Origin of the sequence: Bradyrhizobium sp. UFLA01-814 (genome assembly GCF_046718885.1) — a bacterium.
Classification (GTDB): domain Bacteria; phylum Pseudomonadota; class Alphaproteobacteria; order Rhizobiales; family Xanthobacteraceae; genus Bradyrhizobium; species Bradyrhizobium elkanii.
Genome location: NZ_JAQOSR010000002.1, coordinates 62,993 through 89,193, shown reverse-complemented (window position 1 = coordinate 89,193; position 26,201 = coordinate 62,993). Strand labels below are relative to the sequence as shown.

General features: G+C 65.2%; 24 protein-coding genes. 11 read left to right on the top strand and 13 right to left on the bottom strand.

Annotation, left to right across the window (positions count from 1 at the left end):
* Positions 1-38 precede the first annotated feature (38 nt).
* The 3 genes from PMN64_RS01095 to PMN64_RS01085 all read right to left on the bottom strand — a co-directional run bounded on the left by PMN64_RS01095 (position 39) and on the right by PMN64_RS01085 (position 3,558).
* Positions 39-311 (bottom strand): hypothetical protein, encoded by a 273-nt coding sequence (locus tag PMN64_RS01095; RefSeq protein ID WP_194458312.1) that lies wholly within the window; start codon positions 309-311, stop codon positions 39-41.
* Between the two features lie 367 nt (positions 312-678).
* On the bottom strand, positions 679-2,586 hold the full coding sequence (locus tag PMN64_RS01090; protein ID WP_411779303.1) for a propionyl-CoA synthetase: 1,908 nt from the start codon (positions 2,584-2,586) through the stop codon (positions 679-681).
* Positions 2,587-2,784: 198 nt separating this feature from the next.
* Positions 2,785-3,558 (bottom strand): tetratricopeptide repeat protein, encoded by a 774-nt coding sequence (locus PMN64_RS01085; RefSeq protein ID WP_080686841.1) that lies wholly within the window; start codon positions 3,556-3,558, stop codon positions 2,785-2,787.
* Positions 3,559-3,693: 135 nt separating this feature from the next.
* Between PMN64_RS01085 and PMN64_RS01080 the strand changes: the two genes are divergently transcribed.
* Both PMN64_RS01080 and PMN64_RS01075 read left to right on the top strand, forming a co-directional pair.
* Positions 3,694-5,238, top strand: coding sequence for a cation:proton antiporter (locus PMN64_RS01080; RefSeq protein WP_411779302.1), 1,545 nt, complete (start codon positions 3,694-3,696; stop codon positions 5,236-5,238).
* 53 nt (positions 5,239-5,291) lie between these two features.
* Positions 5,292-6,062, top strand: a complete 771-nt coding sequence (locus PMN64_RS01075; protein WP_411779301.1) for a hypothetical protein — start codon at positions 5,292-5,294, stop codon at positions 6,060-6,062.
* Positions 6,063-6,165: 103 nt separating this feature from the next.
* On the opposite strand, the gene PMN64_RS01070 is transcribed toward PMN64_RS01075, so the two are convergent.
* The 4 genes from PMN64_RS01070 to PMN64_RS01055 form a co-directional block, all read right to left on the bottom strand.
* A complete protein-coding gene (locus PMN64_RS01070; RefSeq protein ID WP_411779300.1) occupies positions 6,166-6,972 on the bottom strand; it encodes an SDR family NAD(P)-dependent oxidoreductase in 807 nt (268 codons plus the stop codon).
* A 109-nt stretch (positions 6,973-7,081) separates the two neighbouring features.
* Positions 7,082-7,495: a DUF1850 domain-containing protein gene (locus PMN64_RS01065; protein ID WP_411779299.1), complete on the bottom strand. Its 414-nt coding sequence runs from the start codon at positions 7,493-7,495 to the stop codon at positions 7,082-7,084.
* Positions 7,456-9,564, bottom strand: coding sequence for a TRAP transporter permease (locus tag PMN64_RS01060; RefSeq protein ID WP_411779298.1), 2,109 nt, complete (start codon positions 9,562-9,564; stop codon positions 7,456-7,458). The genes PMN64_RS01065 and PMN64_RS01060 overlap by 40 nt, the downstream gene beginning before the upstream one ends.
* Before the next feature lie 220 nt (positions 9,565-9,784).
* The gene (locus PMN64_RS01055; protein ID WP_411779297.1) at positions 9,785-10,732 is read right to left on the bottom strand and encodes a TAXI family TRAP transporter solute-binding subunit; all 948 of its coding nucleotides are present in this window, start codon (positions 10,730-10,732) and stop codon (positions 9,785-9,787) included.
* Between the two features lie 174 nt (positions 10,733-10,906).
* Here PMN64_RS01055 and PMN64_RS01050 point away from each other — a divergent pair, with 174 nt between their 5' ends.
* Together PMN64_RS01050 and PMN64_RS01045 are read left to right on the top strand one after the other, a co-directional pair.
* On the top strand, positions 10,907-12,166 hold the full coding sequence (locus PMN64_RS01050; protein ID WP_411779296.1) for an MFS transporter: 1,260 nt from the start codon (positions 10,907-10,909) through the stop codon (positions 12,164-12,166).
* A gap of 361 nt (positions 12,167-12,527) precedes the next feature.
* Positions 12,528-13,742, top strand: coding sequence for an EAL domain-containing protein (locus PMN64_RS01045; RefSeq protein ID WP_411779295.1), 1,215 nt, complete (start codon positions 12,528-12,530; stop codon positions 13,740-13,742).
* Here the strand turns inward: PMN64_RS01045 and PMN64_RS01040 are convergent.
* Both PMN64_RS01040 and PMN64_RS01035 read right to left on the bottom strand, forming a co-directional pair.
* Positions 13,704-14,654, bottom strand: coding sequence for an HpcH/HpaI aldolase/citrate lyase family protein (locus PMN64_RS01040; protein WP_411779294.1), 951 nt, complete (start codon positions 14,652-14,654; stop codon positions 13,704-13,706). The genes PMN64_RS01045 and PMN64_RS01040 overlap by 39 nt on opposite strands.
* 19 nt (positions 14,655-14,673) lie before the next feature.
* Complete coding sequence (locus tag PMN64_RS01035; RefSeq protein ID WP_028342613.1) at positions 14,674-15,153, bottom strand: hypothetical protein; 480 nt, start codon at positions 15,151-15,153, stop codon at positions 14,674-14,676.
* Between the two features lie 205 nt (positions 15,154-15,358).
* Between PMN64_RS01035 and PMN64_RS01030 the strand changes: the two genes are divergently transcribed.
* On the top strand, positions 15,359-15,658 hold the full coding sequence (locus PMN64_RS01030) for a hypothetical protein (protein WP_016845604.1): 300 nt from the start codon (positions 15,359-15,361) through the stop codon (positions 15,656-15,658).
* A gap of 16 nt (positions 15,659-15,674) precedes the next feature.
* Here PMN64_RS01030 and PMN64_RS01025 read toward each other — a convergent pair whose 3' ends face one another.
* Positions 15,675-16,871, bottom strand: a complete 1,197-nt coding sequence (locus tag PMN64_RS01025; RefSeq protein WP_411779293.1) for a hypothetical protein — start codon at positions 16,869-16,871, stop codon at positions 15,675-15,677.
* A gap of 132 nt (positions 16,872-17,003) precedes the next feature.
* Between PMN64_RS01025 and PMN64_RS01020 the strand changes: the two genes are divergently transcribed.
* The gene (locus tag PMN64_RS01020) at positions 17,004-17,225 is read left to right on the top strand and encodes a hypothetical protein (RefSeq protein WP_411779292.1); all 222 of its coding nucleotides are present in this window, start codon (positions 17,004-17,006) and stop codon (positions 17,223-17,225) included.
* Between the two features lie 11 nt (positions 17,226-17,236).
* Here the strand turns inward: PMN64_RS01020 and PMN64_RS01015 are convergent, their stop codons facing one another.
* Positions 17,237-17,866: an NUDIX hydrolase gene (locus PMN64_RS01015; RefSeq protein ID WP_411779291.1), complete on the bottom strand. Its 630-nt coding sequence runs from the start codon at positions 17,864-17,866 to the stop codon at positions 17,237-17,239.
* Between the two features lie 92 nt (positions 17,867-17,958).
* On the opposite strand from PMN64_RS01015, the gene PMN64_RS01010 reads away from it, so the two are divergent.
* From PMN64_RS01010 to PMN64_RS01000, 3 genes are all read left to right on the top strand, one after another.
* The gene (locus tag PMN64_RS01010; protein WP_016845608.1) at positions 17,959-18,384 is read left to right on the top strand and encodes a PaaI family thioesterase; all 426 of its coding nucleotides are present in this window, start codon (positions 17,959-17,961) and stop codon (positions 18,382-18,384) included.
* Positions 18,385-18,486: 102 nt separating this feature from the next.
* The gene (locus PMN64_RS01005) at positions 18,487-19,497 is read left to right on the top strand and encodes an aldo/keto reductase (RefSeq protein ID WP_411779290.1); all 1,011 of its coding nucleotides are present in this window, start codon (positions 18,487-18,489) and stop codon (positions 19,495-19,497) included.
* A gap of 247 nt (positions 19,498-19,744) precedes the next feature.
* Positions 19,745-19,945, top strand: coding sequence for a hypothetical protein (locus tag PMN64_RS01000; protein WP_411779289.1), 201 nt, complete (start codon positions 19,745-19,747; stop codon positions 19,943-19,945).
* Between the two features lie 100 nt (positions 19,946-20,045).
* Here PMN64_RS01000 and katG read toward each other — a convergent pair whose 3' ends face one another.
* Positions 20,046-22,211 carry a catalase/peroxidase HPI gene (katG, locus tag PMN64_RS00995; RefSeq protein WP_411779288.1) on the bottom strand — a complete coding sequence of 722 codons (2,166 nt, stop codon included), beginning with the start codon at positions 22,209-22,211 and terminating at the stop codon, positions 20,046-20,048.
* A gap of 118 nt (positions 22,212-22,329) precedes the next feature.
* Here katG and PMN64_RS00990 point away from each other — a divergent pair, with 118 nt between their 5' ends.
* A complete protein-coding gene (locus PMN64_RS00990; protein WP_028342619.1) occupies positions 22,330-23,286 on the top strand; it encodes a hydrogen peroxide-inducible genes activator in 957 nt (318 codons plus the stop codon).
* 261 nt (positions 23,287-23,547) lie between these two features.
* On the opposite strand, the gene galU is transcribed toward PMN64_RS00990, so the two are convergent.
* Positions 23,548-24,423: a UTP--glucose-1-phosphate uridylyltransferase GalU gene (galU, locus tag PMN64_RS00985; protein WP_411779287.1), complete on the bottom strand. Its 876-nt coding sequence runs from the start codon at positions 24,421-24,423 to the stop codon at positions 23,548-23,550.
* Between the two features lie 223 nt (positions 24,424-24,646).
* On the opposite strand from galU, the gene PMN64_RS00980 reads away from it, so the two are divergent.
* A complete protein-coding gene (locus tag PMN64_RS00980; RefSeq protein WP_411779286.1) occupies positions 24,647-26,026 on the top strand; it encodes a lytic murein transglycosylase in 1,380 nt (459 codons plus the stop codon).
* The last annotated feature ends 175 nt before the right edge of the window (positions 26,027-26,201 follow it).

Genomic DNA, 26,201 nt, shown 5'->3' with positions numbered 1-26,201 from the left:
GCGCATGCGACGGGCGTGACGGCGGCCGTCGGCGCGGCTCAATGCCGGTCGGGGTTGTTCATCATGTATTCGCCGAGATCGCGCTGCCGCCGATCGGTGCGGGCTTCGGCGTTCTGGCGCTGCACGTCGCGGTCCTTGCGACAGGCGACATATTCGGGCGAGCCGACCGCCACCTTGCCGCCAGCCTGGCAGTACTGATCGTCGTCGCCCATGCTCTCCGCGATCGGCGATCGGCCGCGCTCGAGACAGCCCGCCAAAAGCGGCAGGGCGAGCAGCAAGGCGAGAGGCGCGCGTGCGGAAATGGATCGCATCCGTGGGTCCGTATCTCGTGGCATATGACAGGGAAGGCCGGGATGACCCGGCAATCCATCAAAATCAAGGCCGTTTTGCTTCCGATGGGTTTCGCGGGTGCGCGGCCGGATTGCGCTATGGGTGCCCTCATCGTCCATCGCGCCCGGGGCCACCCCTCTCCCCAGCCCTCCCCCGCAAGGGGGGAGGGAGCCTGACGAGCGCGCTCACCTCACGTAACGCAGCGCAAACTGTTTGCCGGCCAGCTCGTCTTACGTGATGGAGCCACCGGCGGACGGGTTCCCTCCCCCCTTGCGGGGGAGGGTTAGGGAGAAGGGTGCCACACGACATGCTGTCTCAACAGCGAGCCAGCAACACGACGACGAGCTACTACGCCTTCCCCTTCAGCGCCTCGCCGATTTCGTCGAGCACTTTCGGGTCCTCGATCGTCGCCGGCATGGTCCAGGGCTCGCCGTCGGCGATCTTCTTGATGGTGCCGCGCAGGATTTTGCCGGAGCGGGTCTTCGGCAGCCGCGCCACCGTGATCGCGAGCTTGAAGGCGGCGACCGGCCCGAGTTTGTCGCGCACCAGCGCCACGACGTCCTTCTCGACCTCGGCGGGCGCCTTGGTCACGCCGGCCTTGAGCACCAGGAAGCCGCAGGGCACCTCGCCCTTGATCGCATCCTTGACGCCGAGCACGGCGCATTCGGCGACGTCGGGATGCGAGGCGAGGATCTCCTCCATGCCGCCGGTGGACAGCCGGTGGCCGGCGACATTGATGATGTCGTCGGTGCGGCCCATCACCCAGACATAGCCGTCCTCATCCTTGTAGCCGGCATCCGAGGTCTTGTAGTAGCCGGGGAATTCCGAGAGATAGGCGTCCCTGAACCGATCGTCCTGCTGCCACAGCGTCGGCAGGCAGCCCGGCGGCATCGGCAGCTTGATGACGATCGAGCCCATCGTGCCCGCCGCGACCGGCTTCGCCGCCTCGTCGACGATGTCGACCTGATAGCCCGGCATCGGCACCGTGGGCGAGCCGTGCTTGACCGGCAGTTGGCCGAGCCCGACCGGATTGCCGGCGATGCACCAGCCGGTCTCGGTCTGCCACCAATGGTCGATGACCGGCACCTTCAGCTGCTGCTCCGCCCACTCCACCGTCGGCGGATCGGCGCGCTCGCCGGCGAGGAACAGGGTACGGAAGCTCGACAGATCGTAATTCCGGATGAACTTGCCTTCGGGGTCTTCCTTCTTGATCGCGCGGAACGCGGTCGGTGCGGTGAAGAAGGCGACCGCCTTGTGCTCGCTGATCACGCGCCAGAACGCGCCGGCATCCGGCGTGCCGACCGGCTTGCCCTCATACATGATGGTGGTCGCGCCGTGGATCAGCGGGCCATAGACGATGTAGGAATGGCCGACCACCCAGCCGATGTCGGAGCCGCACCACCAGATCTCGCCGGGCTTCACGCCGTAGAGATTGTGCATCGACCATTTCAGCGAGACGAGATGACCGCCATTGTCGCGCACCACGCCCTTCGGGATTCCGGTCGTGCCTGACGTATAGAGGATGTAGAGCGGATCGGTAGCGGCTACCGGCACGCACGGCGCGGCCTTGCCGGCGTCGAACGCGGCCTTGCGCAGCGTCGCCCAATCATGATCGCGGCCCGCGGCGAGCTCGCAAGCCTGCTGCGGCCGCTGCAGGATGATGCAGGTCTCGGGCTTGCTGCCGGCGAGGCGGATCGCCTCGTCGAGCAGCGGCTTGTATTGCACGATGCGCCCGGGCTCGATGCCGCAGCTCGCCGAGAAGATCAGCTTCGGCTTGGCGTCGTCGATGCGGGTCGCAAGCTCCTTGGCCGCGAAGCCGCCGAACACCACGCTGTGCACCGCGCCGATCCGCGCGCAGGCGAGCATCGCGACGACGGCCTCCGGCACCATCGGCATATAGAGGATGACGCGATCGCCCTTGGTGACGCCGAAATCCTGCATCACCGCGGCCAGCGTCTGCACCTCCGTCAGAAGCTCGGAATAGGTGAATTTGGTGATCGTGTTGGTGAGCGGCGAATCGTGGATCAGCGCGACCTGGCTGGCGCGGCCGCCGGCGACGTGGCGATCCAGCGCGTTGTAGCAGGTGTTGACCACGGCGCCGGCGAACCAGCGCCCATAGGCGCCCACGGAGGGATCGTAGATCTTCCTGGCCGGTTCGATCCAGTCGATCTCGCGCGCTGCCTCGGCCCAAAAGCCCTCGGGGTCCCGAAGCGAGCGGGCATACACCTCATGATACCGGCTCTGCTGATGGTTCATCGCGTTTCTCCCTCGCGCGGTCGCGCGTCATTTGCCGACCATTGTCACGGGAAGTGGCGCCGTTTCAAGCCGAAATGACCGCGACCTTCGGCCGGTCGGAGCAAAGCGTTTTCGAGAGAAGTGGGTACCGGTTCGCGTGAAGAAAACGCGTCAAAACAAGAATCTAGAGCCCCGTTCCGCTTCAATCGAAACGGAGCACTAGTAGCCGTCGACCCCGTTGATCCGCTGCAGACGCTCGCGCATCGCCTTTTCCAGGTCGTAGTCCGGCTTGCCGAACTCGGAATTGCGGCGGGCGACGAACTGATCCTGCGCGCGCTGCAGCTCGCGCGCCTGGTGCGGATTCTGCGCCTCGCGCACCGTGCGGAACGTCGATGCGACGATCTCGCGATCGAGATCGGCAAGCGTGGGATTGGCACAGATCGCCTTCTCCACCGGTCGGCGCGCCTTGCGGCAATCGAAGCTCGGCTTGCCGGCGACTGCCATCATGGCGCCGATCCGCTCCAGCTCCAGCGACAGCGATTTGTAGTTGGCCTTGGCCGCGGTGTGATTGGGATCGAGCTTGACGGCGGCGCCGAAATCCAGGATCGCCTTCGGCCGATCGCCCTTGCGGCGCCACAGCTCGCCGCGCGCATTATGCGCATCTGCAAGCGATGGATCGAGCTTGAGCGCGGTGTCGTAGTCCGCGATCGCGCGATCGATCATCTGCTTGCGGTCATAGGCGGCCGCCCGCGCCATCAGCGCCTTGACGCGATCGGGCCGCGCCGCCTTCTCATTGTCGATCAGCGTGCCGCAGACGTCGATGATCTTGTCGTCATCGGCCGCCGCTGCCGCCGCGATGCAGGGGCCGGCATTGGTCTGCACATCCTCGCCCGGCTCGCTGCCGGTGGCGCGCGCAACGCCCGACATCAGCGCGCCCGACAGGCCAACGCAGACCAGCAGCATCACGGCCAGATTTGCGCGTTTTTGTCGCATCCGGATCGCCGACAAGTCATCCCTCTCTTGCGCCCGAACCACCGGCCCCTGATTCCGGGCAGCGCGCCATTTGCCGCAAAACCACACGCTGGATTATACGTCAATTGCGACGATCGGCTGCATCGGGGGTTCGGCTTGCTCACATTCGAATGGATCATCGGCCTGTTGCTCGCAGCGGTGGCGCTGTCGGCGCTGGCGCGGCGGATCAAGGTGCCCTACCCGACCTTCCTGGCGCTCGGCGGCGTGCTGTTGACGCTGCTGCCGTGGGCCCCGACCTGGGCACTGGAACCGAAACTGGCGCTGGCGCTGTTCGTCGCGCCGGTGCTGCTCGATGCCGCGTTCGACACCTCGCTGCGCGACCTCCGCAACAACTGGCTGCCGGTCTCGACGCTGGTGGTGGTCGCGGTCGGCGTTACGACGGCGGCGGTCGCCGTGGTCGCGCATTGGCTGCGCCCGGACATGCCGTGGGCGGTTGCGATCGCGCTCGGCGCCATCGTGGCGCCGCCGGATGCGGCCGCGGCCACCGCGATCCTGCGCCAGGTCAACCTGCCCTACCGGATCCAGAAGATCCTCGAAGGCGAAAGCCTGCTCAACGATGCTAGCGCGCTGCTCATCTATCGCGTCGCGGTCGGCCTCGTCGCCGCAGAGCACATGAAGATCCGCGAGTTCGTGCCGACCATCACGATCGCGCTGGTCGGCAGCCTCGCCGCCGGCTTCCTGTTCGCCCAAGTCTGGATGATGATCACGCGCCGCATCACCGAGGCGCCGAGCGCGATCATCACGCAGTTCGGCGGCACGTTCATGGTGTGGATCATTGCCGAGCATCTTGGGCTGTCCGGCATCCTCACCATCATCGCCTATGCGATCACCATCTCGCGCACCGCGCCGGCCCGCACCTCGGCGCGGCTGCGCGTGTCGTCCTACGCGGTGTGGGAAACCGTGGTGTTCGTGCTCAACGTGCTCGCCTTCATGCTAATCGGCCTGCAGTTGCGCCCGATCTGGTCCGGGCTCGACGACGAGGTGCGGTGGAAATATTGCAGCTTTGCCGCCGCGATCCTCGCCGTCGTGATCCTCGCCCGCATCCTCTGGGTGATGCCTTACGGCGCGCTGCTGCGCGCGCTGAAGGCGCGCAACCTGCTGCCCGCCCATGTGGTGGACGCCGTGCCGACCTTGAAGCGCGGCTTCATCGTGTCCTGGTGCGGAATGCGCGGCATCGTCACGCTGGCGGCGGCGTTTGCGCTGCCGGAATGGTTTCCGTATCGCGATCTGATCCTGCTGACGGCGTTTGCCGTGGTGCTCGGTTCGCTCGTGATCCAGGGGCTGACGCTGCGGCCGTTGATCCTGGCGTTGAATTTCGCCGACGACGATCCGGTCGGACGCGAGGCGGCCCATGCCCGCGGCGTGGTGTTTCGCGCCGCGCTCGACGAGATCGACGCCGACCCGTCGGAAGAGGCCGAGATCCTCCGGCTCGAATATCGCGCCGTGCTACTGCGCGCCGAGAATGATCCCGATGGCGGCCTGACCTCGCGCGAGCTGCCGTCGGATCCCTTGCGCCGCCGCGCCATCGCCGCGGCGCGTCAGGCATTGCTCAATCTGCGCCGCACCGAGGCGATCGGCGACGACGCATTCCATCTGGTCGAGGAAGAGCTCGACCGCGCCGAGCTCAGCGTGGAGGCGTAGCGCCGGGCCGCAATATCCTTTGAACCATCACAGGGTTTGTCAGACCTAACATCATGACAATCCTCATTGATCGCAATTCCCCGCGCGCCTCGGCGAAAGTCGAGGCGAAGTTCTTCTATTTCTATATGGCGCTGTCCTGCATGGCGGTCGCCTTTCTCGGCTTTGCACCGACCTATTGGATGCCGATGGCGAGAGGCTCGCTGTCATCGCCTCCCGTGGTGCACCTGCATGGGCTGCTGTTCTTCGCCTGGACGCTCTATTTCGTGTTCCAGAGCTGGCTCGCCGCCTCGGGACGAATCACCCGGCATCGCAGCGTCGGATTGATCGGCATTTCGCTGGCGACCGCGATGACCATGATGGGCATCGTGGCCTCGATCAGCGTCATGAAGCGTTCGGCGGCGATCGGACAGGCTAATGAGGGTCTTACGTTTGCGATCGTTCCGCTCAGCGGCATCCTGTTCTTTGCCGTCGTGTTCGCGCTCGCGATCATCTACCTGCGCGACCGCGAGACCCACAAGCGGCTGATGCTGCTGGCATCGATCTCGATCCTCGATGCAGCAGTCGCGCGCTGGTTCCTGACCTTCCTCGCGCCGCCGGGACCGCCCGGCCCACCGCCGGTCCCGGTCACGATCGCACCGGCGTTCGTAGCCTATCTGCTGCTGGTCGTCGCGATCGTGTTCGACTGGCGCACCCGCGGCCGTCCGCACCCGGTCTACGTCTATGGCGGGCTGGCACTGGTCGCGGTGAAGCTGTTGAACTGGCCGATCAGCACCTCGGCGGCCTGGCATTCGCTGGCCGGCGGCATCCTGGCACTGGCGCAATAGAGCATGACTCGGAAAAGCGGGAACCGGTTTTCCGAAGAGATCATGCTCAATCAAGAATATGAGATCATGATGCGGTCCCGTCCGATCGCATCATGATCGCCCTTCACGCACCCGACTTGGAGGTGATGCCGCCGTCGACCACGAGCTCGATGCCGGTGACATACTTCGATTCATCCGAGGCGAGGAACAGCGCGGCGTTGGCGACGTCCCAGGCGTCGCCCATGTGCCCCATCGGCACCTGCGCGTCGCGCGCGCGCCACATCGCCTCGACATCGCCCTTGGCGTAGCTCTGCGCCAGCCCCGCCGAATGCGCGACCATCGGCGTCTTCATCAGTCCGGGCAGGATCGCGTTGACGCGGACATGCTTCGAGGCGAACTCGACCGCAGTCGAGCGCGTCATCTGGTTCATCGCGGCCTTGCTCGCGTTGTAGCTGACATAGGAAATGCCGACATGGCGGATCGAGGCGATCGAGGAGATGTTGATGATCGAGCCGCCGCCCTGCTTGATCATCACGGGAATGACGTGCTTCATCGACAGATAGGCGCTCTTGAGGTTGACCGCGAAGACGCGATCCCATTCGGCTTCCCCTACTTCCACCACGCTGCCGACCTCGGCGATGCCGACATTGTTGTCGAGCACGTCGATGCGGCCATAGGCCTTCAGGCAGGTCGCGACCATCGCCTCCACCTCGCCGGCACGCGAGACATCGGCGGTGAATGCGACAGCCTTGCCGCCCTCGCCGGTGATGATGCCGACGGTCTCCTCCGCCGCGGCGCCGTTGCGATCGACGCAGAACACGCTGGCGCCCTCGCGCGCGAAGGTGACGGCGGTCGCCTTGCCATTGCCCCAGCCTGGCCCGATCGAGCCCGCGCCGACCACCATCGCAACCTTGCCCTTGAGCCGATCCATCGGTCTTTCTCCCTTGTTGTTCTTGCTGCCGGACCGTAGCCCGGATGAGCGAAGCGATATCCGGGGCGCTATCCCCGCATATCGCTGCGCTCATGCGGGCTACGGATCCCTACGGATTCTCGCAAACACTCATCGTCGTGACATTAGCACCGATCGGATGCCCGAAAATCTCCGATAGCGTCTGGCAGCGTCCCTCCTGGCACAGGTGCCATTCACCCGCGGCGCCGGAATTGCCGAGCACGACTTCCGCCCTTGGCACCGCCGGCGGCGACCATTGAAACCAGCCACCAATGAGGCGCGCCTCCGGCGGCGGCTCCATGCCGGCGCCCGTGCCCTTGACGCGCGCCTGTTGCAGCGTGAGCCCGGCCGGCGTGACCAGCCAGTCCTCCTGCCAGGCGCTCTTCTCGATCGAATGCGTCCAGGCGAGCGTGAATGCCGCGATCGACAGCGCCTTCACGACACCCGCGGAAGCGAGGCAGAGGCTCAAGCCGCCGCCACTGCATTGCGCGGACGCTGCCGCCATTGCCACAGCACGACAGCAGCGGCGAGCGTGAAGCCCGCCGTATCCGAGAACGGGAAATCGCCGAGCAGGCAGAGCGCGGCGCCGAACGCGACCAGGATCTCGATGAAGGTCAACCGCGTGAACAGGAAGCCGATCGCGACGATGCCGAACAATCCGATCGCCACCAGCGCCTTGAAGGTCGCCAGCGCCACCGCGCCGTAGAAGCCGAGCTGCGCGGCCATCGGATCCCCGGCCTGCAGCATCAGCGCCGGCGAATAGACGAAGATGAACGGAATGACGTAGCCGGCCAGCGCGATCCGCATCGCCTCCCAGCCGATCTTGTCCGGGTTCTCCTTGGCGATCGGCGCCGCCGCCAGGGCTGCGAGCGCGACCGGCGGCGAGAGGTCGGCCATGATGCCGTAGTAGAACGCAAACATGTGGCTTGCGATCAGCGGCACGCCGAGCTTGGCGAGCGCCGGCGCAGCCAGCGCCGCGGTGATGATGTAGGTCGGGATCGTCGGGATACCGGTGCCGAGCAGGATCGACAGCAGCATGGTCATGATCAGCGCCAGGAACAGGCTCTTGGCGCCGAGCCCGATGATCCAGCTGCCGAAGATGGTGCCGACGCCGGTCTGCGTCATCATGCCGATGATGGTGCCGACGATGGCGCAGGCCATGCCGACCGTCAGCGCCGACTTGGCGCTGTCGGCGAGCGAGTCGCGGCAGGCTTTCAGCGTGGCGCGGCCGCCGCGGGTGATCGCGGCGATGACGATCAAACCGGCGACGACGCTCGCGACCGGAACGATCTCGATGCCGTGGCGCGAGACCGCGGCAACCACCAGCGCGAGGCCGATCCAGAAGATGTAGCGCACGACGGTGTTGGAGAAGCCGAGCGTGATGCTGGCGCCGAGGATCAACGCGACCGTGAGCGCAAGTCCCATGCTGCCGGCATAGAGCGGCGTGAAGCCCTCGAACAGCATGTAGACCAGCGCCGCGAGCGGCAGCACGAGATACCAGCGCGCCACCAGCGCCTTCCAGGCGCTCGGGATCTCCGAGCGCTTCATGCCGACGAGGCCATGCTTGCCGGCCTCCAGATGCACCATCCAGAACGCCGAGGCGAAGTAGAGGATCGCCGGGATCACCGCGGCCTTGACGATCTCCGAATAGGGCACGCCGAGCGTCTCGGCCATGATGAAGGCGACCGCGCCCATGACGGGCGGCATGATCTGGCCGCCCATCGAAGCGGTGGCCTCGACGCCCGCGGCGAAGGCGCGGCGGTAGCCGAACTTGATCATCAAGGGGATCGTGAACTGGCCGACGGTAACGACGTTGGCGACGCCCGAACCCGAGATCGTGCCCATCATGCCCGAAGCGAACACCGCGACCTTGGCGGGGCCGCCGCGGGTGCGGCCGAACAGGCCGAGCGAGACGTCGGTGAACAGTTGGATCATGCCGGCGCGTTCCAGGAACGAGCCGAACAGGATGAACAGGAAGATGTAGGTCGCCGAGACGTAGATCGGCACGCCGTAGAAGCCTTCGGTGCCGAACGAGAGGTGGGTGACGATCTGGTCGAAGTCATAGCCGCGGTGATTGAACGGCGACGGCAGATATTGCCCGAAGAACCAGTAGAGCAGACAGGCTCCGCACATCAGCGGCAGCGCCGCCCCCATCAGCCGCCGCGTGCCCTCGAAGATCAGGACGGCAAGCAGAGCGCCGACCGCGAGGTCCATGGTGGTCGGATCGCCGTCGCGGGCGATCAGGTCGGCATAGAAGATCCACTGATAGAGCCCGCAGAGGAATCCGGCCGCGCCGACGATCCAGCTCACCGCGCGGCCGAAATCGGTCTTGGCGGTGAAATTGCCGATCAGGCCGAAGGTCAGGAGGATCAGGAAGCCGACATGGACGCCGCGCACCACCTGGCTCGGCAGGTAGTTGAAGGCCGCGACATAGAGCTGGAACACCGCAAAGGCGAGACCGATGGCATAGGCCAGATGCCCCCAGGCGCCCGGGCCGAAGCCTTCCGGAAAGCCATGCTCGAAATTGTCGAATTCAACCTTGATGGGCTGCTCGCCCTCAACCTGCTGCTGCATATGATTAGTCCCCCGCCGTGCCCGCGACGCTTATATCCACTGAGTCCGCTCACCGAAAGCCGGGACAGGAAAAACGCGCCCCGTCATTGCGAGCGAAGCGAAGCAATCCATCGCGCCACAAGGGGGGAGATGGATTGCTTCGTCGCGGAGCCTGTCATCGGGCGCGCATTCGCGCGACCCGTTGGCTCCTCGCAATGACAAAGGAGCAGACGTCTCGGCCCTACTTGATGAGGCCCTTCTCCTTGTAATAGCGGATCGCGCCGGGATGCAGCGGCACCGGGCTGCCGGTCGCGGCGGCCTCGAGCTTGATCTCCTTGCCCGCGGCGTGGGCGTTGGCGAGTTCCGGCAGCGATTCGTAGACCAGCTTGGTCATCTGATACGCGAGATCGTCCGACACTGCGCTCGAGGTCACGAGGTAGTTCACGACCGCGGCGGTCGGCACGTCCTTGTCCTGGCCGGTATAGGTGTTGGCCGGGATGATCACGGAGACGAAGGGCGGGCCGACCTTGTCGACGGTCTCCTTCGGCACGGCGACCACGGTGATCTCGCTCGAGGTCGAGAGGTCCTTCAGCGAGGCGACGCCGAGGCCGGCGGACTGCAGCGTGGCATTGAGCTGGCGGTTCTTCATCAGATCCACCGATTCGGCGAACGGCAGGTACTCGACCTTGCCGAGATCCTTGTAGCTCATGCCGGCGGCGGCGAGGATCGCGCGCGAGTTGAGCTCGGTGCCGGACTTCGGCGCGCCGACCGACAGGCTCTTGCCCTTGAGATCGGCCAGTGTCTTGATGCCGCTCTCGCCGGTTGCCACGATCTGGATGTAGTTCGGATAGATCGCGCCGATGGTGCGCAGCTTGTCGAGCTTGTTCTTGAAGCCGGCCTCGGCGTCGCCTTCCCAGGCCGCCTTCAGCGAATCGCCGAGCGTGAAAGCGATCTCGCCGCGGCCCTGCTGCAGCAGCACCAGGTTCTCGACCGAGGCCTTGGTCGCCTGCACCTGGGTTTTCACGCCGGGGATCTTGTCGCCGTAGATCTTCCCCATCGCGACGCCGAGCGGATAGTAGACGCCGGAGGTGCCGCCGGTGAGCACGTTAATGAACTGCTCGGCCTGTGCGACAGGCGCGGACAAAACGCTGGCTGCCACGATCGCGGCAGCCATCAACTTGGAATTCATGAGTATTATTCTCCCCTTAAGCCGGCCGGAAATTGGCCGGACACCCCCGCCGGGTCAACCCATCCAAATGACGCATGCGCGGCGGAAATCCCTGATGGCAACACCACTTTACCTGCACGGGAACTCTCCGCCTGCGGGCGGGTTGAGATGCGCAATCCCGCCGGGAGGTATGACTTGCAGCCGTCCGGGACGACGACCGTTGAGCGCGCGCTTGATGCGTTGAACTTCTTCCTCGCCGACGTGCGGGACGGGCTCGGCCCCTATCTGGCGATCTACCTCCTGACCGAACGGAAGTGGGACGAGGCCTCGATCGGCTCGGTGATGTCGATCGCGGCCATCGCCGGGATCCTCGCCCAGACCCCGGCCGGCGCCCTCATCGACCGCAGCCGCGCCAAACGTGCCCTGATGATCGCCGCCGCCGTTGCCGTGACCGCCGCGTGCCTCCTGCTGCCGCTGCTCAACCGGTTCGAACTGGTCGCCGCGACCCAGGCACTGGCGGCCGCTAGCGGCTCGGTGTTCGCGCCGGCGATCGCCGCGGTGACGCTCGGCATTGTCGGACCCAAGGCGTTCGCGGCGCGGACCGGCCGCAACGAAGCCTTCAATCACGCCGGCAACGCGGTGGCCGCGGCGATCGCCGGCGGCACTGCCTACTGGTTCGGTCCAGTCGTCGTGTTCTGGCTGCTCGCGGCGATGGCGCTCGCCAGCATCGCCGCGACGCTGTCGATCCCACCCACCGCCATCGATCACCAGGTCGCACGCGGGCTCGACGATATGGAGGAGCACGGCGCATCGCAGGACCGGCCATCCGGCTTTCGCGTGCTGCTGACCTGCAGGCCGCTGCTGATCTTCGCGGTCTCGACCGTGATCTTTCATTTCGCCAATGCGGCGATGCTGCCGCTGGTCGGACAGAAGCTCGCATTGGTCAACCGCAACCTCGGGACCTCGCTGATGTCGGTCTGCATCATCGCGGCGCAGATGGTGATGGTACCGGTCGCGATGCTGGTCGGACGCAAGGCCGACGTCTGGGGCCGCAAGCCGATCTTCGCGACCGCGCTCGCGGTGCTGGCGATCCGTGGCGCGCTCTATCCGTTGTCGGACAACCCATACTGGCTGGTGTCGGTGCAATTGCTCGACGGCATCGGCGCCGGGATCTTCGGCGCGCTGTTCCCGCTCGTGGTTGCCGATCTCACGCACGGTACCGGGCATTTCAACATCAGCCAGGGCGCGATCGCCACCGCAACCGGCCTCGGCGGCGCGCTGAGCACGGCCGTCGCCGGATTCATTATTGTCCACGCCGGTTACAGCGCCGCGTTCCTGTTCCTTGCAGCCGTCGCTTGCGCTGGGCTGATCGGCTACTGCGCGTTGATGCCGGAGACGTTGCGAGCGGCAACGACGACGTCACGCACAACTGCGTTGGCATCGCTAAACGAGTGATCTGATTCGCCATCGGCGCTCTGCGGAGCACTCCGCATGAAGCGATCTGATGTCCGACAATGACGCAGTTCCGCATCTGCATCGACGCGACAACACAGTCATTAACGCCGTCTCTCGATGACACACGCGCACAGTGTTTCTGCCGATGTGCAAAGTCGAACGCGATCGCGCTTATGAATGTCAGATGACGCATTTGTTGCACGTGTAACAGCGGTGAGACGTCGCGATTCCAGCGCCATTTGAATCGAATTGAATCCTTTAAGGTTAGCGGGGCAATCAATGTATGATCCAGAAATTTCCATGATTGCCGCCGCTCTAGGATGTACGAGTCAAGCCGGGGTAACTACGGACAAGGCGGGGCATGAATCACATCAGTCACATCGAACGCACGCGAGCCGGCTGGTTCGGACATCGCAAGCTGACCCCACGCGCATGCATTGCGGACAGCAAAAAACACCTTCGGACCTTCCTCGCGGAGGCGCTGGAAGACCTCGGCTTCATCACCAGTGAATGCAGCCAGGCTTTGGAACTCGACACGGTTCTGGACGCGGAACGGCCCGATCTTTTGGTGCTCGGCGTGTCCGTGGACGGCATCGAAGTCAGTAAAATTCTCGAGACTTTGGTGAGAAAGGACTATGACGGAAAGGTCCTCGTCATCGGGCAGCCGGACTCGATCATCGTCAAGGCGGTCCGGCAAATCGGCGATGAGTACGGCATTACCATGCTGCCGGCGCTGTCGACGCCGTTCAGCGCCGGAACCCTTCGCGACAGTCTCGCGTCGTTGATGCCGCTTGAACCCGCGCCGAGCCCGGCGGTGGACGTGCCCGAAGCGCTGAAGGCCGGCTGGCTCGAGCTGTGGTATCAGCAGAAAATTCATCTCCGGACGCTGGTGCCGAGCGGCGCCGAGGCGCTGATCCGGATGCGCCATCCGGCCTGGGGCGTCGTGCCGCCGGCCTACTTCATCCCGGACGAAAGCGATCCGCATTTTCATGCGCTGTCCGAGTTCGTGATCGAGCGCGCAATCGAGGACTGGCGCTATCTCCTCGAGCAGACCGGGCCGGTCAATCTCTCGATCAACCTGCCGATCTCCTTCCTCGCCGACGATCATGCCGTGCGCGAGCTCTGTTACCGGATGCCGGATCATGCGGCCTTTGCGGGCCTGCTGATCGAGATCGACAGCACCGAGGTGGTCGATAATCTGGATCTGGCGATCGATGTCGCTCGGCGCGTTCGGCTGCACAATATCGGCATCTCGATCGACAATGTCGGCGCGAACTGGCCGTCTTTGCTGGGACTGCCGAACTTTCCGTTCGTCCAGCTCAAGGTCGACCATCAATTCGTCACCGGCTGCGCGGATCAGCGCCTGAAGCAGACGGTATGCCGGCGTGTCGTGGAGCTGGCCCACGACAACAGCGCGCAGGTCGTGGCCCAGGGGGTCGAGACGCGCGCGGACTTTCTCGCCGCGCATGAAATGGATTTCGATCAGGTCCAGGGCTACCTGTTCGGCAAGCCGATGGGTGTCAAGAAGTTTGCCCGCTCACGCATGCACTTCTCGGAGAAAGAGCCGGCGTCCTGAGGCGCGGCCACTGATCAGGCCCGAACGTCGCGATCGATCGCGCGCAGCGCTTCGCCGCGCGCGATCAGGCGTTTTGCATTGGAATAGGTCGGGACCTCCAGCAACGTCAAGTTCGACGCGCCCAAAGCCCTGCGTCCGCGCCGCTTCGAACGCCGCGACGATCCTGCCCGCCTGGCGCATCTCCTCCTCGCCCGGCGTCAGGACGCCGTTGACGATCGAGGCATGCACGGGATCGACCAGGCTCTTTGCGGTGTAACCGAGCCGTCGCGCCCAGATCGTGTCGCGTTCGACGCCTTCGGCGTCGCTCCAGGTGTAGGGACAATCGACCGCGACGACGCCGGCGGCGCGACATTCGACGATGAAGCGCTGCCGCGCGTAAGCCAGCTCCAGGCCATCGCTGCCGCGCTCGGCACCAAGATCGGCGGCGAGGTCTTCGGAGGCCATCAGGCAGCCGATGATGCGCCGGCTCGCCATGGCGATCGCACCGGTCTGCACCAGACCGCGCGCGAACTCGATATTCGGCAGCAGCGACGTCGATCCCTCGGCGATACCGTAGTCGCGCTCGAACCGCGTCACCGCCTCGTCGAGCCAGACGACATGGTGCGGCTCGGCGACCTTCGGCAGCGCGACGATATCCGGACGTCCGCGCATCACGGCGGCGAGATCGTCCATGCCGTCCTGGTCCAGCGGATTGACGCGGACCGCGACCACCACGCCTCGGCCGCGCCAGGCCGCGTAGAGCTCGGCCGCCAAGGCCCGCGCCCTCGGGCGCAGCGGCGGCGGGGTAAAATCCTCGAGCTCGTGGATCAGCACGTCGGCGCCGCTGGCGGCCGCGTGCTGCAGCACGTCCTCGTTGGCGCCTTCGAGAAACAGCCAGGAGCGGCACAGCGGGGCCGGACGCAGCTTGCGCATCACGCGGCCCGCGCCGCCGTCACTGGAACGTCATGTCGAGGCATTTCGAGATGTCGGAGCCGAGGCCGGACGAGATGGTGATACAGCCGCGGATCTTCTGGGTGTTGACGTCGCTCGCCCAGATCGCATAGCCGCCCGGACCGAAGAACGAGTTGGTGTTCGGCGGCTCGGTCTCGGTGGCGTCGAACGTGTAATTGCCGTCGGTCTCGAAGATGCGCGGCTTCTTGGTGCAGCCACCGTCGGCCTGCACATTAATGACTTCCTTGTTGTCGCGCGTCAGCGCCAGCGAGACCTGGCAGCGGAAATATTCCGAGGTCTTGGCGTTGAACAAATAGGCGTAGGATTTGCAGGTCGCGGTGTTGAGCTTGCCGGCGGACAGGCCGCGGCTGCAGGAGATCCGCTGGTTGTTGGAGAGCTTGAACTCGTCCGCCTGCGCGACTGACGCCAGCGTCATGAACGACAGAGCGACACCGATACCGATCTTCATGACGTGGTTCATCCTGATCATCCCAAGGTAGTGTTTCCGGCAATCAAAGCGTTTGTAAACGGTAACGCGAAAATAGTCGCCAAGCTTGATGCGGGAATTCACAAAGTCGCCGATCCGCGCGAGCGGTCGCGCCGATTGTCGTATTGACGCACGAATATCGTTCGTGATTTGTTCAGAAACGTGGGGACGACGCCGTTTTCTCGGCCGGAGGTGGATCATGACGCATTTTTTGACCAAGACTTTTATTGCGACTGCGGCGTTTGCCGCGCTGACGACCTGCGCATTCGCGCAGGAGGCTGCGCCCTGGGAGCTGAAGCCCGACATGGGCTACGCCTATGACAAGGACGGCAAGACCTGGTCCTACAAGATGGGCACCAACAATGCCGGCACGCTGCTGAAGGGCGCCAAGAAGGTGCCGAAGGGGACGCTGTTCTTCATCGGCCAGAACGGCCAGCTCTACATGCGCTCCGGGCCCTATCTCGAGGGCGACGGCAAGTTCAAGTTCGGCTCGAACTAACGGGTTTCGGCAGGCATCAGAACGCCGCGGCCAATTCCTTCGCGCCCGGCTTGTTGCTGTTGAAGTCCATCCGCTCATTGGTGACGGCAAGCAGCCTGGCCGCCGTGTTGTGGCGGATGGCGACCGGGTTGCGCTCGTAGCCGGAGCGCTGGAAGAAGTTCGAAGTCGGCACCTGCTCGCGCATCGCCTGCGGCATGGTCACCATATCGAGCCCGGTGCCGTCGCCGGTCAGGTTCATCATCTCGAGCTCGGCCGCAGTCAGCGGCCGGCCGTAGCCCTTGTTGCGGGCGAAGATCACCGAGGTCAGCAGCTTGTGGGTCTGCAGCATCGGGCCGACATCGATGTCGAGCACCATGGCATGGCACGCCCAGCCTTGCGGCGTGTCGGCGAGGCGCGCATGCGCCGACCAGTCGTCGGGCACGGTGCGCGTGAACGCGACCATCTTCTTCAGCACCGCGAGCTTGTGCTCCATCGCCTTGCGCGCGGGTCCCTGCGTCCTCGCGACCCGCTCGGTCAGGTCCCGCACGAATTCATGGCCCTGCTCGGCCAATAGCTCGACAGTGTTGGTGGTGAGCAGCTGGTTGTAGCCCATCGCGGTGGAGATGGCGCGTTTGCCGCCGTGCTCGATGCCCGCCTGCACATCGTAGGTGCCGGTGCCGCCGGTCTCGAACGAATAGACCCGCACCGCCTGCTCCGGCGTCAGCCCCGCCGCACGCGCGTAGTGGGCATAGGCGCGCTTGAACTCGACCTCGCTGGCCGGCCGCTGCGGCGTGAACTGGAATTGCTCGGCCGCCGCCCTGACCAGATCGGAGGCCACCGGAAGCGTCTTGGGCGGACGCGGCGGCTTGCCTTCCTCCTCTTCCGGAGCCGGATTGACCGGCCGCTTCGGACCCTCGTAGACCGGCGGCTGCTGCAGCACGTAATCGTCCAGCGAGATCTGGACGCGGTCGCGCCGCTTGGCATTGCGGCCGCGCCTCTTCTCGGTGACCGCGTTCCAATAGGCGCTCGCATCCTGCTCGAAGGCGGCGCGCGCCTCCTGATATTCCTGCAGCTTGCGGCGATATTCCATGATCGCCTGCGGCGATGCCTGCGCCATCGCATTGGCGACGGAAGGCGGCAACGCGCCGGCCTCGCCGGCAAGTACGGACGGCGCGCTGGCGGCGAGCGCGAGCGCGACAAATCCAGGGCACAGGCGAATCAATTGCGGGCGCATGGCCTCGTTGTAGCAAGCACGGCTGCGAAGTCAGCCCGGAATTGTCCGGATCGCAGCGGCCGGATGCCGCGATCAATGCAGAATATTCGCCACAATGCGGTGTTTTCCGAACGAAGCAGTGGAGAGACTGCCATGAGGATGACCGTCTGGCTGGTTGCCGCCTGCGCGCTGACGCTCGCCGCACCGGCGCGCGCCGGGCGTCCGGACTGCGGATCGTTTCCGGATACGCGTTCACGCTTCACCTGTTACGAGAATGTGTCGCGGGCGCCTCCGGAACCGGCGGCCGCGGCGCATTCGCCTGGCGCGCAGGGGAAATCAATGAAGATGAACGCCCGCAAGCGGCGTCACAAATAGCGTCATCGTCGCTACTTCCACGCGAACACAGGCTGCTCCAGTTCGGCGACGCGGGTGCTGCGGCCGGCCAGCACCTCGCGAAATTGATAGATCAGCGCAGCGGTCGGCGCATGGATCTGCTGGCCACCGAGGCGGAAGCGGATCACGCGGCGCGAGCTTTCAGGGATCGTGGCGAAGCTGAACGCGTCCTCCAGCTCGATCGCATCGAGGCCGATGCGATGGACGGAGGCGACCTCGTCCGGGTTCGGGAGGATCGCTGCATGCGCACCGGCCCAGACCACGACCGGCGTGATCAGATAGCCGGACCGCGTCGGATAATCGTCGAGCATGCCGAGCACGTCGCGCTCCGACAGTGCGAGCCCGAGCTCCTCATGCAGTTCGCGCAGCGCGGCCTCGACCTGCGTCTCGCCGGCATCGCAGCGCCCGCCCGGCAGCGCCCATTGCGCGCTATGGGCGCGCAGGCGCGCGCTGCGGCGGGTCAGCAGGAAGGCCGTGCCGCTGCCGTCGCCGCCTTCGGTCAGCGCGATCGCGACCGCCGCGCGCTTCAGCGTCGGCGCGGCGTCCGCCGGCGCCAGACGTGCGAACGCGGCACAGAGCTCTGCGATATTCCGCCGGGTGGCATCGTCAAATGTGCGGGCCATTGACCTTGACTACAACACAACAGCGTTTGATGAAATGACTGCTACCACATGCCTCCTGCGATCAATCATCAGCAAGCAACGGACCCCACCTCATGACGGCCAAGGCCGCGGACAAACTCAAATCCGACGGCTGGAAGATCGCCGAAACCACGGGATTCCTGACGCTGATCGGCCCGTTGTGGGAACGGTTGAAGGACGGCGCGCTTGAACTCGCGCTGATCACCGAGGACAAGCACCACAATCGCCGCGGCCTCGTGCAGGGCGGCGTGATCATGACCTTCGCCGATCGCGCCTGCGGCATGGCCGCACGCTTCGTCTCGGGCAAGCCGACGCTTGCGACCGTGCAGCTCGACACCCATTTCGTCGAGGCCGGCAAGATCGGCGAGATCCTGACGACGCGGCCGCGTGTGGTACGCTCGACCCGCAGCCTGATCTTCATCACGGCCGAGGTGACCGTCGACAAGCGCTGTATCGCGATGGCCAACGGCGTGTTCAAGATCCTGAAGAACGAGAGTTGATCCCGTCATTCCGGGACATCGCGCAGCGATGAACCCGGAATCTCGAGATTCCGGGTTCGATGCCAGCGCATCGCCCCGGAATGACACCGGAGGGAGTGCCCGATGCAATATCGCCAGCTTGGCCGCAGCGGCCTGAAGGTTTCGCCGATCTGCCTTGGCACCATGATGTTCGGCGGACCGACCGACGAGGCGACCTCGGCGCGGATCGTGGCGAAGGCGCGCGAGGCCGGCATCAACTTCATCGACAGCGCCGACGCCTATAATGGCGGCAAGTCCGAGGAGGTCGTCGGACGCGCGATTTCGAACAGAAGGTCGAACTGGGTGCTCGCGACCAAGCTCGCCAATCCGATCGGCGACGACCCCAATCACGGCGGGCTGTCGCGGCGCTGGGTGTTCCAGGCCGCCGACGCGAGCCTGAAGCGGCTCGGCACCGACTACATCGACGTCTATTATCTGCACAAGGAAGATCACACGACGCCGCTCGACGAGACCGTGCGCGCGATGGGCGACCTGATCCGCGCCGGCAAGGTGCGCTATTTCGGCGTCTCCAACTACCGCGCCTGGCGCGTCGCCGAGATCTGCAACATCTGCGACCGGCTCGGCATCGACCGCCCGGTCGCGAGCCAGCCCTATTACAATGCGATGAACCGGATGCCCGAAGTCGAGCATTTTCCGGCCTGCGCCTATTACGGGCTCGGCATCGTGCCCTATAGCCCGCTGGCGCGCGGCGTGCTCACCGGCAAATACGCCCCCGACGCGGCGCCGCCCGCGGACACGCGTGCGGGGCGGAATGACAAGCGCATGATGCAGACCGAGTGGCGGCCGGAATCGCTCGAGCTCGCGCAACAGATCAAGCGCCACGCCGAGAGCCGCGGCATCACCGCCGGGCAATTCGCGGTGTCCTGGGTGCTGAACTCATCGTTCGTCAGCGCCGTCATCGCGGGGCCGCGCACCGAAGCGCAATGGGACGATTACATCCGCGCGCTCGATTATCGCTTCACCGCCGAGGACGAAGCCCTGATCGACCGCCTCGTCGTCACCGGCCATCCCTCGACGCCGGGCTTCAACGATCCCGCCTATCCGATCGAGGGGCGCCGGGCGCGGACCGGATAGCCACTGTAATAGCGACCGCACAACGTGCGGATTGCGTTCAATTCCAACCGCGCGTCATTGCGAGGAGCGTTAGCGACGAAGCAATCCATCCTTGCACAAGGGATGAGATGGATTGCTTCGCTTCGCTCGCAATGACGAGGGACAATTGAATCGGCAGCGCCGAAGTTACGTTTCGTAGCTTCCGAATTGCGCGAAGCCCGACTCGGCTGCAGCATCAGGACATGGAAATGCTGATGCTGGTGCTGCAATGACGGCATCCAATGTACTGGACTGGATCGTCGCCCTCCTCGTCTGCTGGGCGAGCCTGACTGCAATCTTCGAGCCGCGGCGCGGCGCCTGGCAATGCGACGTGCCCACCGCGACAAGCAGCGCGCCGCAAGTCCCACTCGCGACCCCGACGCAAGCGGAGTTCGAGGAGATGATCCGCGACATGAAGCTGCATGATTGAACGGAATCGGCGAACCGCGAAAATCCTTCCTCGTCGTCCCCCAAATGAAACAGGGCGGCGCCGAAGCGCCGCCCTGCCCTGATTGCCGTTTGCTCGCCGCTTACTTCACGAGGTCGAAGCGGTCGGCGTTCATCACCTTGGCCCAGGCCGCGACGAAGTCCTTCACGAACTGCTCCTTGGAGTCGGACTGGCCGTAGACCTCGGCGAACGCCCGCAGCTGCGAGTGCGAGCCGAAGATCAGGTCAACGCGGGTGCCGGTCCACTTCACCGCCTTGGTCTTGCGGTCGCGGCCCTCATAGACGCCCTCGCCGGCATCGCTCCACACCGTGCCCATGTCGAGCAGGTTGAGGAAGAAGTCGTTGGTAAGCGTCCCCGGCTTGCTGGTGAGGACGCCGTGCTTCGACTTCTTGGCATTGGCGCCGAGCACGCGCAGGCCGCCGACGAGGACCGTCAATTCCGGTCCGGTCAGCCGCAGGAGCTGTGCACGGTCGACCAACGCTTCCTCGGGCTGCAGGAACTGATGCTTGCCGCCGATGTAGTTGCGGAAGCCGTCAGCCCGCGGCTCGAGCGGAGCAAAGGACTCGACGTCGGTCTGGTCCTGCGTCGCATCGGTGCGGCCCGGCGTGAAGGGGACCTTCACATTGGTGCCGCCGTCCTTGGCCGCCTTCTCGATCGCAGCCGCGCCGCCGAGCACGATCAAATCGGCCAGCGAGACCTTCTTGCCGAACTCCTTCTGGATGGCCTCGAGCTTGGACAGCACAGTCTTGAGCTGAGCCGGCTCGTTGACATCCCAGTCCTTCTGCGGCGCAAGGCGGATGCGTGCACCATTGGCACCTCCGCGCTTGTCGGAGCCGCGGAACGTGGAGGCCGAGGCCCAGGCGGTCGACACCAGTTCGGACACCGACAGACCCGAGGCGAGGATCTTCGCCTTGAGCGCCTCGATATCCTTGTCGTCGATCACGGCGTGATCGAGCGCCGGCACCGGATCCTGCCAGATCAGCGTCTCCTTCGGCACCAGCGGGCCGAGGTAACGCTGGATCGGGCCCATGTCGCGGTGCGTGAGCTTGAACCAGGCGCGGGCGAAAGCGTCCGCGAACTGATCGGGATGCTCGTAGAACCGGCGCGAGATCTTCTCATAGGCCGGGTCCAAGCGCAGCGACAGGTCGGTGGTCAGCATGGTCGGGACATGCTTCTTCGACGGGTCGTACGCGTCCGGAATGTCGGCCGCCGCGCCCTTCGCCTGCCACTGCTTCGCACCTGCGGGGCTCTTCGTGAGCTCCCATTCGTACTTGAACAGGTTATCGAAGAAGTGGTTGCTCCACTTCGTGGGCGTCTGGGTCCAGGTGACCTCGGGGCCGCCGGTGATCGCGTCGGCGCCGACGCCGGTGCCGTGCTTGCTCTTCCAGCCGAGGCCCTGATCCTCGAGCGCGCCGCCTTCCGGCTCCGGCCCGATCAGCGACGGATCACCCGCGCCGTGGGTCTTGCCGAAGGTGTGGCCGCCGGCGATCAGCGCAACGGTCTCCTCGTCGTTCATCGCCATGCGGAAGAACGTTTCGCGAATGTCCTTCGCGGCAGCGACCGGGTCCGGATTGCCGTTCGGGCCTTCCGGGTTGACGTAGATCAGGCCCATCTGCACCGCGCCGAGCGGCTCGGAGAGCTGGCGCTCGCCGCTGTAGCGCTCGTCGCCGAGCCAGGTGCCTTCCGGACCCCAGTACAGCTCTTCCGGCTCCCACACGTCGGCGCGGCCACCCGCAAAACCGAACGTCTTGAAGCCCATCGATTCCAGCGCGACGTTGCCGGCGAGGACCATCAGATCGGCCCACGAGATCTTGCGGCCGTATTTCTGCTTGATCGGCCACAGCAGCCGGCGCGCCTTGTCGAGGTTGGCGTTGTCGGGCCAGCTGTTCAGCGGCGCGAAACGCTGCTGGCCGGCGCCGGCGCCGCCGCGGCCGTCGGTGATGCGGTAGGTGCCCGCCGAGTGCCAGGCCATGCGGATCATCAGGCCGCCGTAATGGCCGAAGTCGGCCGGCCACCATTCCTGCGACGTCGTCATCAGGGCCGTGAGATCCTTGATCACGGCATTGAGATCGAGGCTCTTGAATTCCTTGGCGTAGTCGAACCCCTTGCCCATCGGATCGGACAGGCTGGAGTTCTGATGCAGCACCTGAACGTCGAGCGTCTCCGGCCACCAGTCACGATTCGAGTGCCCGCGAGGCCCGCCCGTGAATGGGCATTTGCCCGCGCCTTCGTCGGTTTTTGCGTCCATGTTTCTTCTCCGAGGTGATGGATTCTGGAATGCGCTGGAGCTCTTCCAAGAACGATTCTACGCAACCCAATCCATCAGAGGAAATTGACTTTAGTGATCGCTCCGATAAGATTATCTGATGATAAATGTCACACTCCGGCAACTCAGGTATTTTGATGCTCTGGCCCACCACCGCCATTTCGGGCGCGCCGCGGATGCCTGCGCGGTGTCGCAGCCGGCGCTGTCGATGCAGATCCGCGAAATGGAACAGGCGGTCGGCGGCGTGCTGATCGAACGCAATGCGCGGCAGGTGACGCTGACGACGTTCGGCGAGGACCTGCTGCGCCGCGTGCGCGACATCCTGCGCTCGGTCGACGAGCTCGGTGACTTCGCGCGTGCCTCGCGCGACAAGCTTGCCGGGCGGCTGCGGGTCGGCATGATCCCGACGATCGCGCCATATCTGCTGCCGAAGGTGATCGAGAACCTGGCGCGGCTGCATCCCGAGCTCGACATTCATGTCCGCGAAACGCTGACGCCGAAGCTGATCAAGGAGGTCGCCGAGGGCAGGCTCGACACCGCGATCGTGGCGCTGCCGGTATCGGAACCGTCGCTGACCGAGGTCGCGCTGTTCTCGGAAAACTTCCTGCTGGTGCGGCCGGGCGAGGACGCCAAGACGCCGGTGCCGAGCGCCGAGATGCTGCGCGAGATGCGGCTCTTGCTGCTCGAGGAAGGCCACTGCTTCCGCGACCAGGCGCTGTCGTTCTGCAACATGCAGTCCTCGCCGCCGCGCGAGGTGCTGGACGCGAGCTCGCTGTCGACGCTGGTGCAGATGGTCGGCGCCGGCATCGGCGTCACCCTGATCCCCGAGATGGCGGTGACGGTGGAGACGCGCTCGGCGCCGGTCACGGTCTCGCGCTTCAAGCACCCGCAGCCGTCGCGCACCATCGGCATGGTCTGGCGCAAGACCTCTCCGCTCGCCGCGCAGCTCCAGCAGATATCTGAGGTCGTCAGCCTCGCCGCCCGCGCCCTGCGCGCGCCGAAGCAGGACGGCGCCAAGGAGCCGGCGAAACGTGCGGGACGAAGGAAGGTGGCGTGATCTCGGCTGTGCAGTGGAGACGATGCCGTCCGTGTTTACCGCACCAAACGCGCCACGCTTTCAGCTGTCGTCCCAGCGAAAGCAGGGACCCATAACCACGAATGCTCATTGTTGAGTAATGCTGGAACGGCGAGTCCCATTCACTGCGCCTGCCGCGGAGTATGGGTCCCTGCTTTCGCAGGGACGACATCGAATATGTTGCACGGTCTATGAATCACACGTCCGCATTCTCGCGGCGAATGACGAGATGAGGCGGCGCGCCTACTTCTCCAGGTACTTCTTCATCTCGGCGATCAGGCCGTCGCGCAGTTCGGGGCGCTTGAGGCCGAAGGCGATGTTGGCGCGGAGGAAGCCGGGCTTTGAGCCGCAATCGTGACGCTCGCCCTCGAACTCCACGCCGTAGAACTTCTGCGTCTTCGCAAGACCGATCATCGCATCGGTGAGTTGGATCTCGCCGCCGGCGCCGCGCTCCTGCGTGGCCAGGATGTTGAAGATCTCCGGCTGCAGGATGTAGCGGCCGGTGATCGACAGGTTGGACGGCGCGGTGCCCTGCGGCGGCTTCTCGACCATGCGGTCGACCTCGAAGATGTTGCCGTTGCGTTTACCGACGCTGCAGATGCCGTATTGATGGGTGAGTTCGTCGGGCACCGCCTCGACCGCTATCAGATTCGACTTGTCACCAAGCCTGCTCGCGGCATCGATCATCTGCTTCAGGCAGCCCGGTGTGTTCAGCACCAGCTCGTCCGGCAGCACCACCGCGAACGGCTCGTTGCCGACGATATCGCGCGCGCACCACACCGCGTGGCCGAGCCCGAGCGGCGCCTGCTGCCGGGTGAAACTCATCGCGCCGGCCTCAGGCTGGTTCTGCGCCAGGATATCCTGCTCGGTCTTCTTGCCGCGCTGCGCCAGCGTGGTGTCGAGCTCGAACATGCGGTCGAAATGATCCTCGATGACACCCTTGTTGCGGCCGGTGACGAACACGAAATGCTCGATGCCGGCTTCCCGGGCCTCGTCGACCACGTACTGGATCAGCGGCTTGTCGACGATCGTCAGCATCTCCTTCGGCATCGCCTTGGTGGCGGGCAGCACGCGGGTACCGAGACCGGCGACGGGGAATACGGCTTTGCGGATCTTCATGGGATTATCGGAAGCCTTGAAATGGGTGGGACGGCGGCACGAAATGAATCATGCCTTTGGTACCCCGTTTTGCAGCCGCCAACAAAGGCGGATGTGTGGTGCGGCTTAATTCCGCCGTTCCCGTCAGCCAATGCGGGCCGCAACAAAATCTCGCCCTTGTTAAGTTATTGGAAACCGTGCCGGGGCCTTCTGGAACAGCACGATTTTGACAGGCACACGACAAATGCGCGCGATGGGAACATCAAGGACCAGGCTTTTCGGCGCGAGCCTGATCGCGCTGGCCCTGCTGCTGCCCGGCAGCACGCAAGCCCAGTCGGCGGGCAACGGCCTGACCAACCTGATCGACAGCATCTTTTCCGGACCGAATGCGACGCCGCCGCAGGCCGCGACCGGACAGGATGGCGCAGCGCCGCCATGGAGCGGTGAAGACGGCGCCTCCGGCCATCCGCTGATGACGGCTGCGGCGATCCGCCAGGCCGCGTCGGACTTCCCGAACTGCGTCGCAGCGATGTGGCCAGATGCCGCACGACGCAACATCAGCCAAGAGAATTTCGAGCGCTTCACCGCCGGCCTCACGCCCGATCTGCGCATCATGGACCTGATGGATTCGCAGCCGGAATTCACCAAGGCGATCTGGGACTATCTCGACATCCTGGTCAGCGACACCAGGCTCGCCAAGGGCCGCGAGGTCCTTGCGAAATACAAGCCGCAGTTCGACGCCACCGAGAAGGCCTATGGCGTCGATCGCTACATCATCGCGGCGATCTGGGGCATCGAGTCGAACTACTCGACCCAGATGGGTGATCGCAACGTGGTGCAGTCGACCGCGACGCTCGCCTGCATCGGCCGCCGTCAGGCCTATTTCAAGGACGAGTTCCTGTCGGCGCTGGAGATCCTCAACCGCGGCGACCTCAGGCCCGAGCAGATGCGCGGCTCCTGGGCCGGCGCGTTCGGCCCGACCCAGTTCATGCCGACCGCGTTCAAGCGCTATGCCGTCGACGGCGATGGCGACGGCCGCCGCGACGTCGTCGACAATCCGAGCGACCTGATCGCCTCGACCGCCAACAATCTCAAGAAGGACGGCTGGCAGACCGGCGCGAGCTGGGGCTACGAGGTCGTGCTGCCGCAAGGCCTCAATTACATGCTGGCCGACCGCGCCAAGGCGATGCCGCTGTCGCAATGGGAGCATCTCGGCCTCAAGCGGCCAGGCGGCCAGCCGTTCCCGCGGCCGTCCGACAAGGCCTATCTGCTGGCGCCGGCCGGTGCCGAGGGGCCCGGCTTCCTGATGCTGCAGAATTTCCGGGTGATCATGAAGTACAACCCGGCGGAAGCCTATGCGCTCGCCATCGGCCATTTCGCCGACCGCCTGCGCGGCGGCCAGCCTTTCGCGCAGCCCTGGCCGCGCCAGGAGCGGGTGCTGTCGCGCGCCGAACGGCTGGAACTGCAGCAGCTTCTCGCCCAGCGCGGCTTCTACAAGGGCACGCCCGACGGCCAGTTCGGCGGCCAGACCCGCGAGGCGCTGCGCGGCTTCCAGGTCTCGATCGGGGCACCGGCCGACGGCTTTGCCACCTCCGAGGTGCTGGAGCGTCTGCGGGGGCGATAGGGCTCCTACGAAGCCTCTTCACCTCCCCTTGAAAAGGGGAGGTCGCTTTGCTCGAGAGAGCAAAGCGGGTGGGGATCGGGTCTCTCCACGAGCGACGGTGCGTGTGGCTGACCCCCATCCCAACCTTCCCCCTTTCCGGGGGAAGGAGAAGGCTTCTGGTCCCGGATTACGCTTC

Excerpts from the sequence above, each read along its gene's own strand:
- PMN64_RS01000 (WP_411779289.1), top strand. The coding sequence starts at position 19,745 with ATGACGGCATCCAATGTACTGGACTGGATCGTCGCCCTCCTCGTCTGC.
- galU (WP_411779287.1), bottom strand. The coding sequence starts at position 24,423 with ATGAAGATCCGCAAAGCCGTATTCCCCGTCGCCGGTCTCGGTACCCGC.
- PMN64_RS01035 (WP_028342613.1), bottom strand. The coding sequence starts at position 15,153 with ATGAACCACGTCATGAAGATCGGTATCGGTGTCGCTCTGTCGTTCATG.
- PMN64_RS01020 (WP_411779292.1), top strand. The coding sequence starts at position 17,004 with ATGAGGATGACCGTCTGGCTGGTTGCCGCCTGCGCGCTGACGCTCGCC.
- PMN64_RS01095 (WP_194458312.1), bottom strand. The coding sequence starts at position 311 with ATGCGATCCATTTCCGCACGCGCGCCTCTCGCCTTGCTGCTCGCCCTG.
- katG (WP_411779288.1), bottom strand. The coding sequence starts at position 22,211 with ATGGACGCAAAAACCGACGAAGGCGCGGGCAAATGCCCATTCACGGGC.
- PMN64_RS01045 (WP_411779295.1), top strand. The coding sequence starts at position 12,528 with ATGAATCACATCAGTCACATCGAACGCACGCGAGCCGGCTGGTTCGGA.
- PMN64_RS01030 (WP_016845604.1), top strand. The coding sequence starts at position 15,359 with ATGACGCATTTTTTGACCAAGACTTTTATTGCGACTGCGGCGTTTGCC.
- PMN64_RS01010 (WP_016845608.1), top strand. The coding sequence starts at position 17,959 with ATGACGGCCAAGGCCGCGGACAAACTCAAATCCGACGGCTGGAAGATC.
- PMN64_RS01065 (WP_411779299.1), bottom strand. The coding sequence starts at position 7,495 with ATGGCGGCAGCGTCCGCGCAATGCAGTGGCGGCGGCTTGAGCCTCTGC.
- PMN64_RS00980 (WP_411779286.1), top strand. The coding sequence starts at position 24,647 with ATGCGCGCGATGGGAACATCAAGGACCAGGCTTTTCGGCGCGAGCCTG.
- PMN64_RS01085 (WP_080686841.1), bottom strand. The coding sequence starts at position 3,558 with ATGCGACAAAAACGCGCAAATCTGGCCGTGATGCTGCTGGTCTGCGTT.
- PMN64_RS01015 (WP_411779291.1), bottom strand. The coding sequence starts at position 17,866 with ATGGCCCGCACATTTGACGATGCCACCCGGCGGAATATCGCAGAGCTC.
- PMN64_RS01040 (WP_411779294.1), bottom strand. The coding sequence starts at position 14,654 with ATGCGCAAGCTGCGTCCGGCCCCGCTGTGCCGCTCCTGGCTGTTTCTC.
- PMN64_RS01075 (WP_411779301.1), top strand. The coding sequence starts at position 5,292 with ATGACAATCCTCATTGATCGCAATTCCCCGCGCGCCTCGGCGAAAGTC.
- PMN64_RS01070 (WP_411779300.1), bottom strand. The coding sequence starts at position 6,972 with ATGGATCGGCTCAAGGGCAAGGTTGCGATGGTGGTCGGCGCGGGCTCG.
- PMN64_RS01005 (WP_411779290.1), top strand. The coding sequence starts at position 18,487 with ATGCAATATCGCCAGCTTGGCCGCAGCGGCCTGAAGGTTTCGCCGATC.
- PMN64_RS00990 (WP_028342619.1), top strand. The coding sequence starts at position 22,330 with ATGATAAATGTCACACTCCGGCAACTCAGGTATTTTGATGCTCTGGCC.
- PMN64_RS01025 (WP_411779293.1), bottom strand. The coding sequence starts at position 16,871 with ATGCGCCCGCAATTGATTCGCCTGTGCCCTGGATTTGTCGCGCTCGCG.
- PMN64_RS01055 (WP_411779297.1), bottom strand. The coding sequence starts at position 10,732 with ATGAATTCCAAGTTGATGGCTGCCGCGATCGTGGCAGCCAGCGTTTTG.
- PMN64_RS01090 (WP_411779303.1), bottom strand. The coding sequence starts at position 2,586 with ATGAACCATCAGCAGAGCCGGTATCATGAGGTGTATGCCCGCTCGCTT.
- PMN64_RS01060 (WP_411779298.1), bottom strand. The coding sequence starts at position 9,564 with ATGCAGCAGCAGGTTGAGGGCGAGCAGCCCATCAAGGTTGAATTCGAC.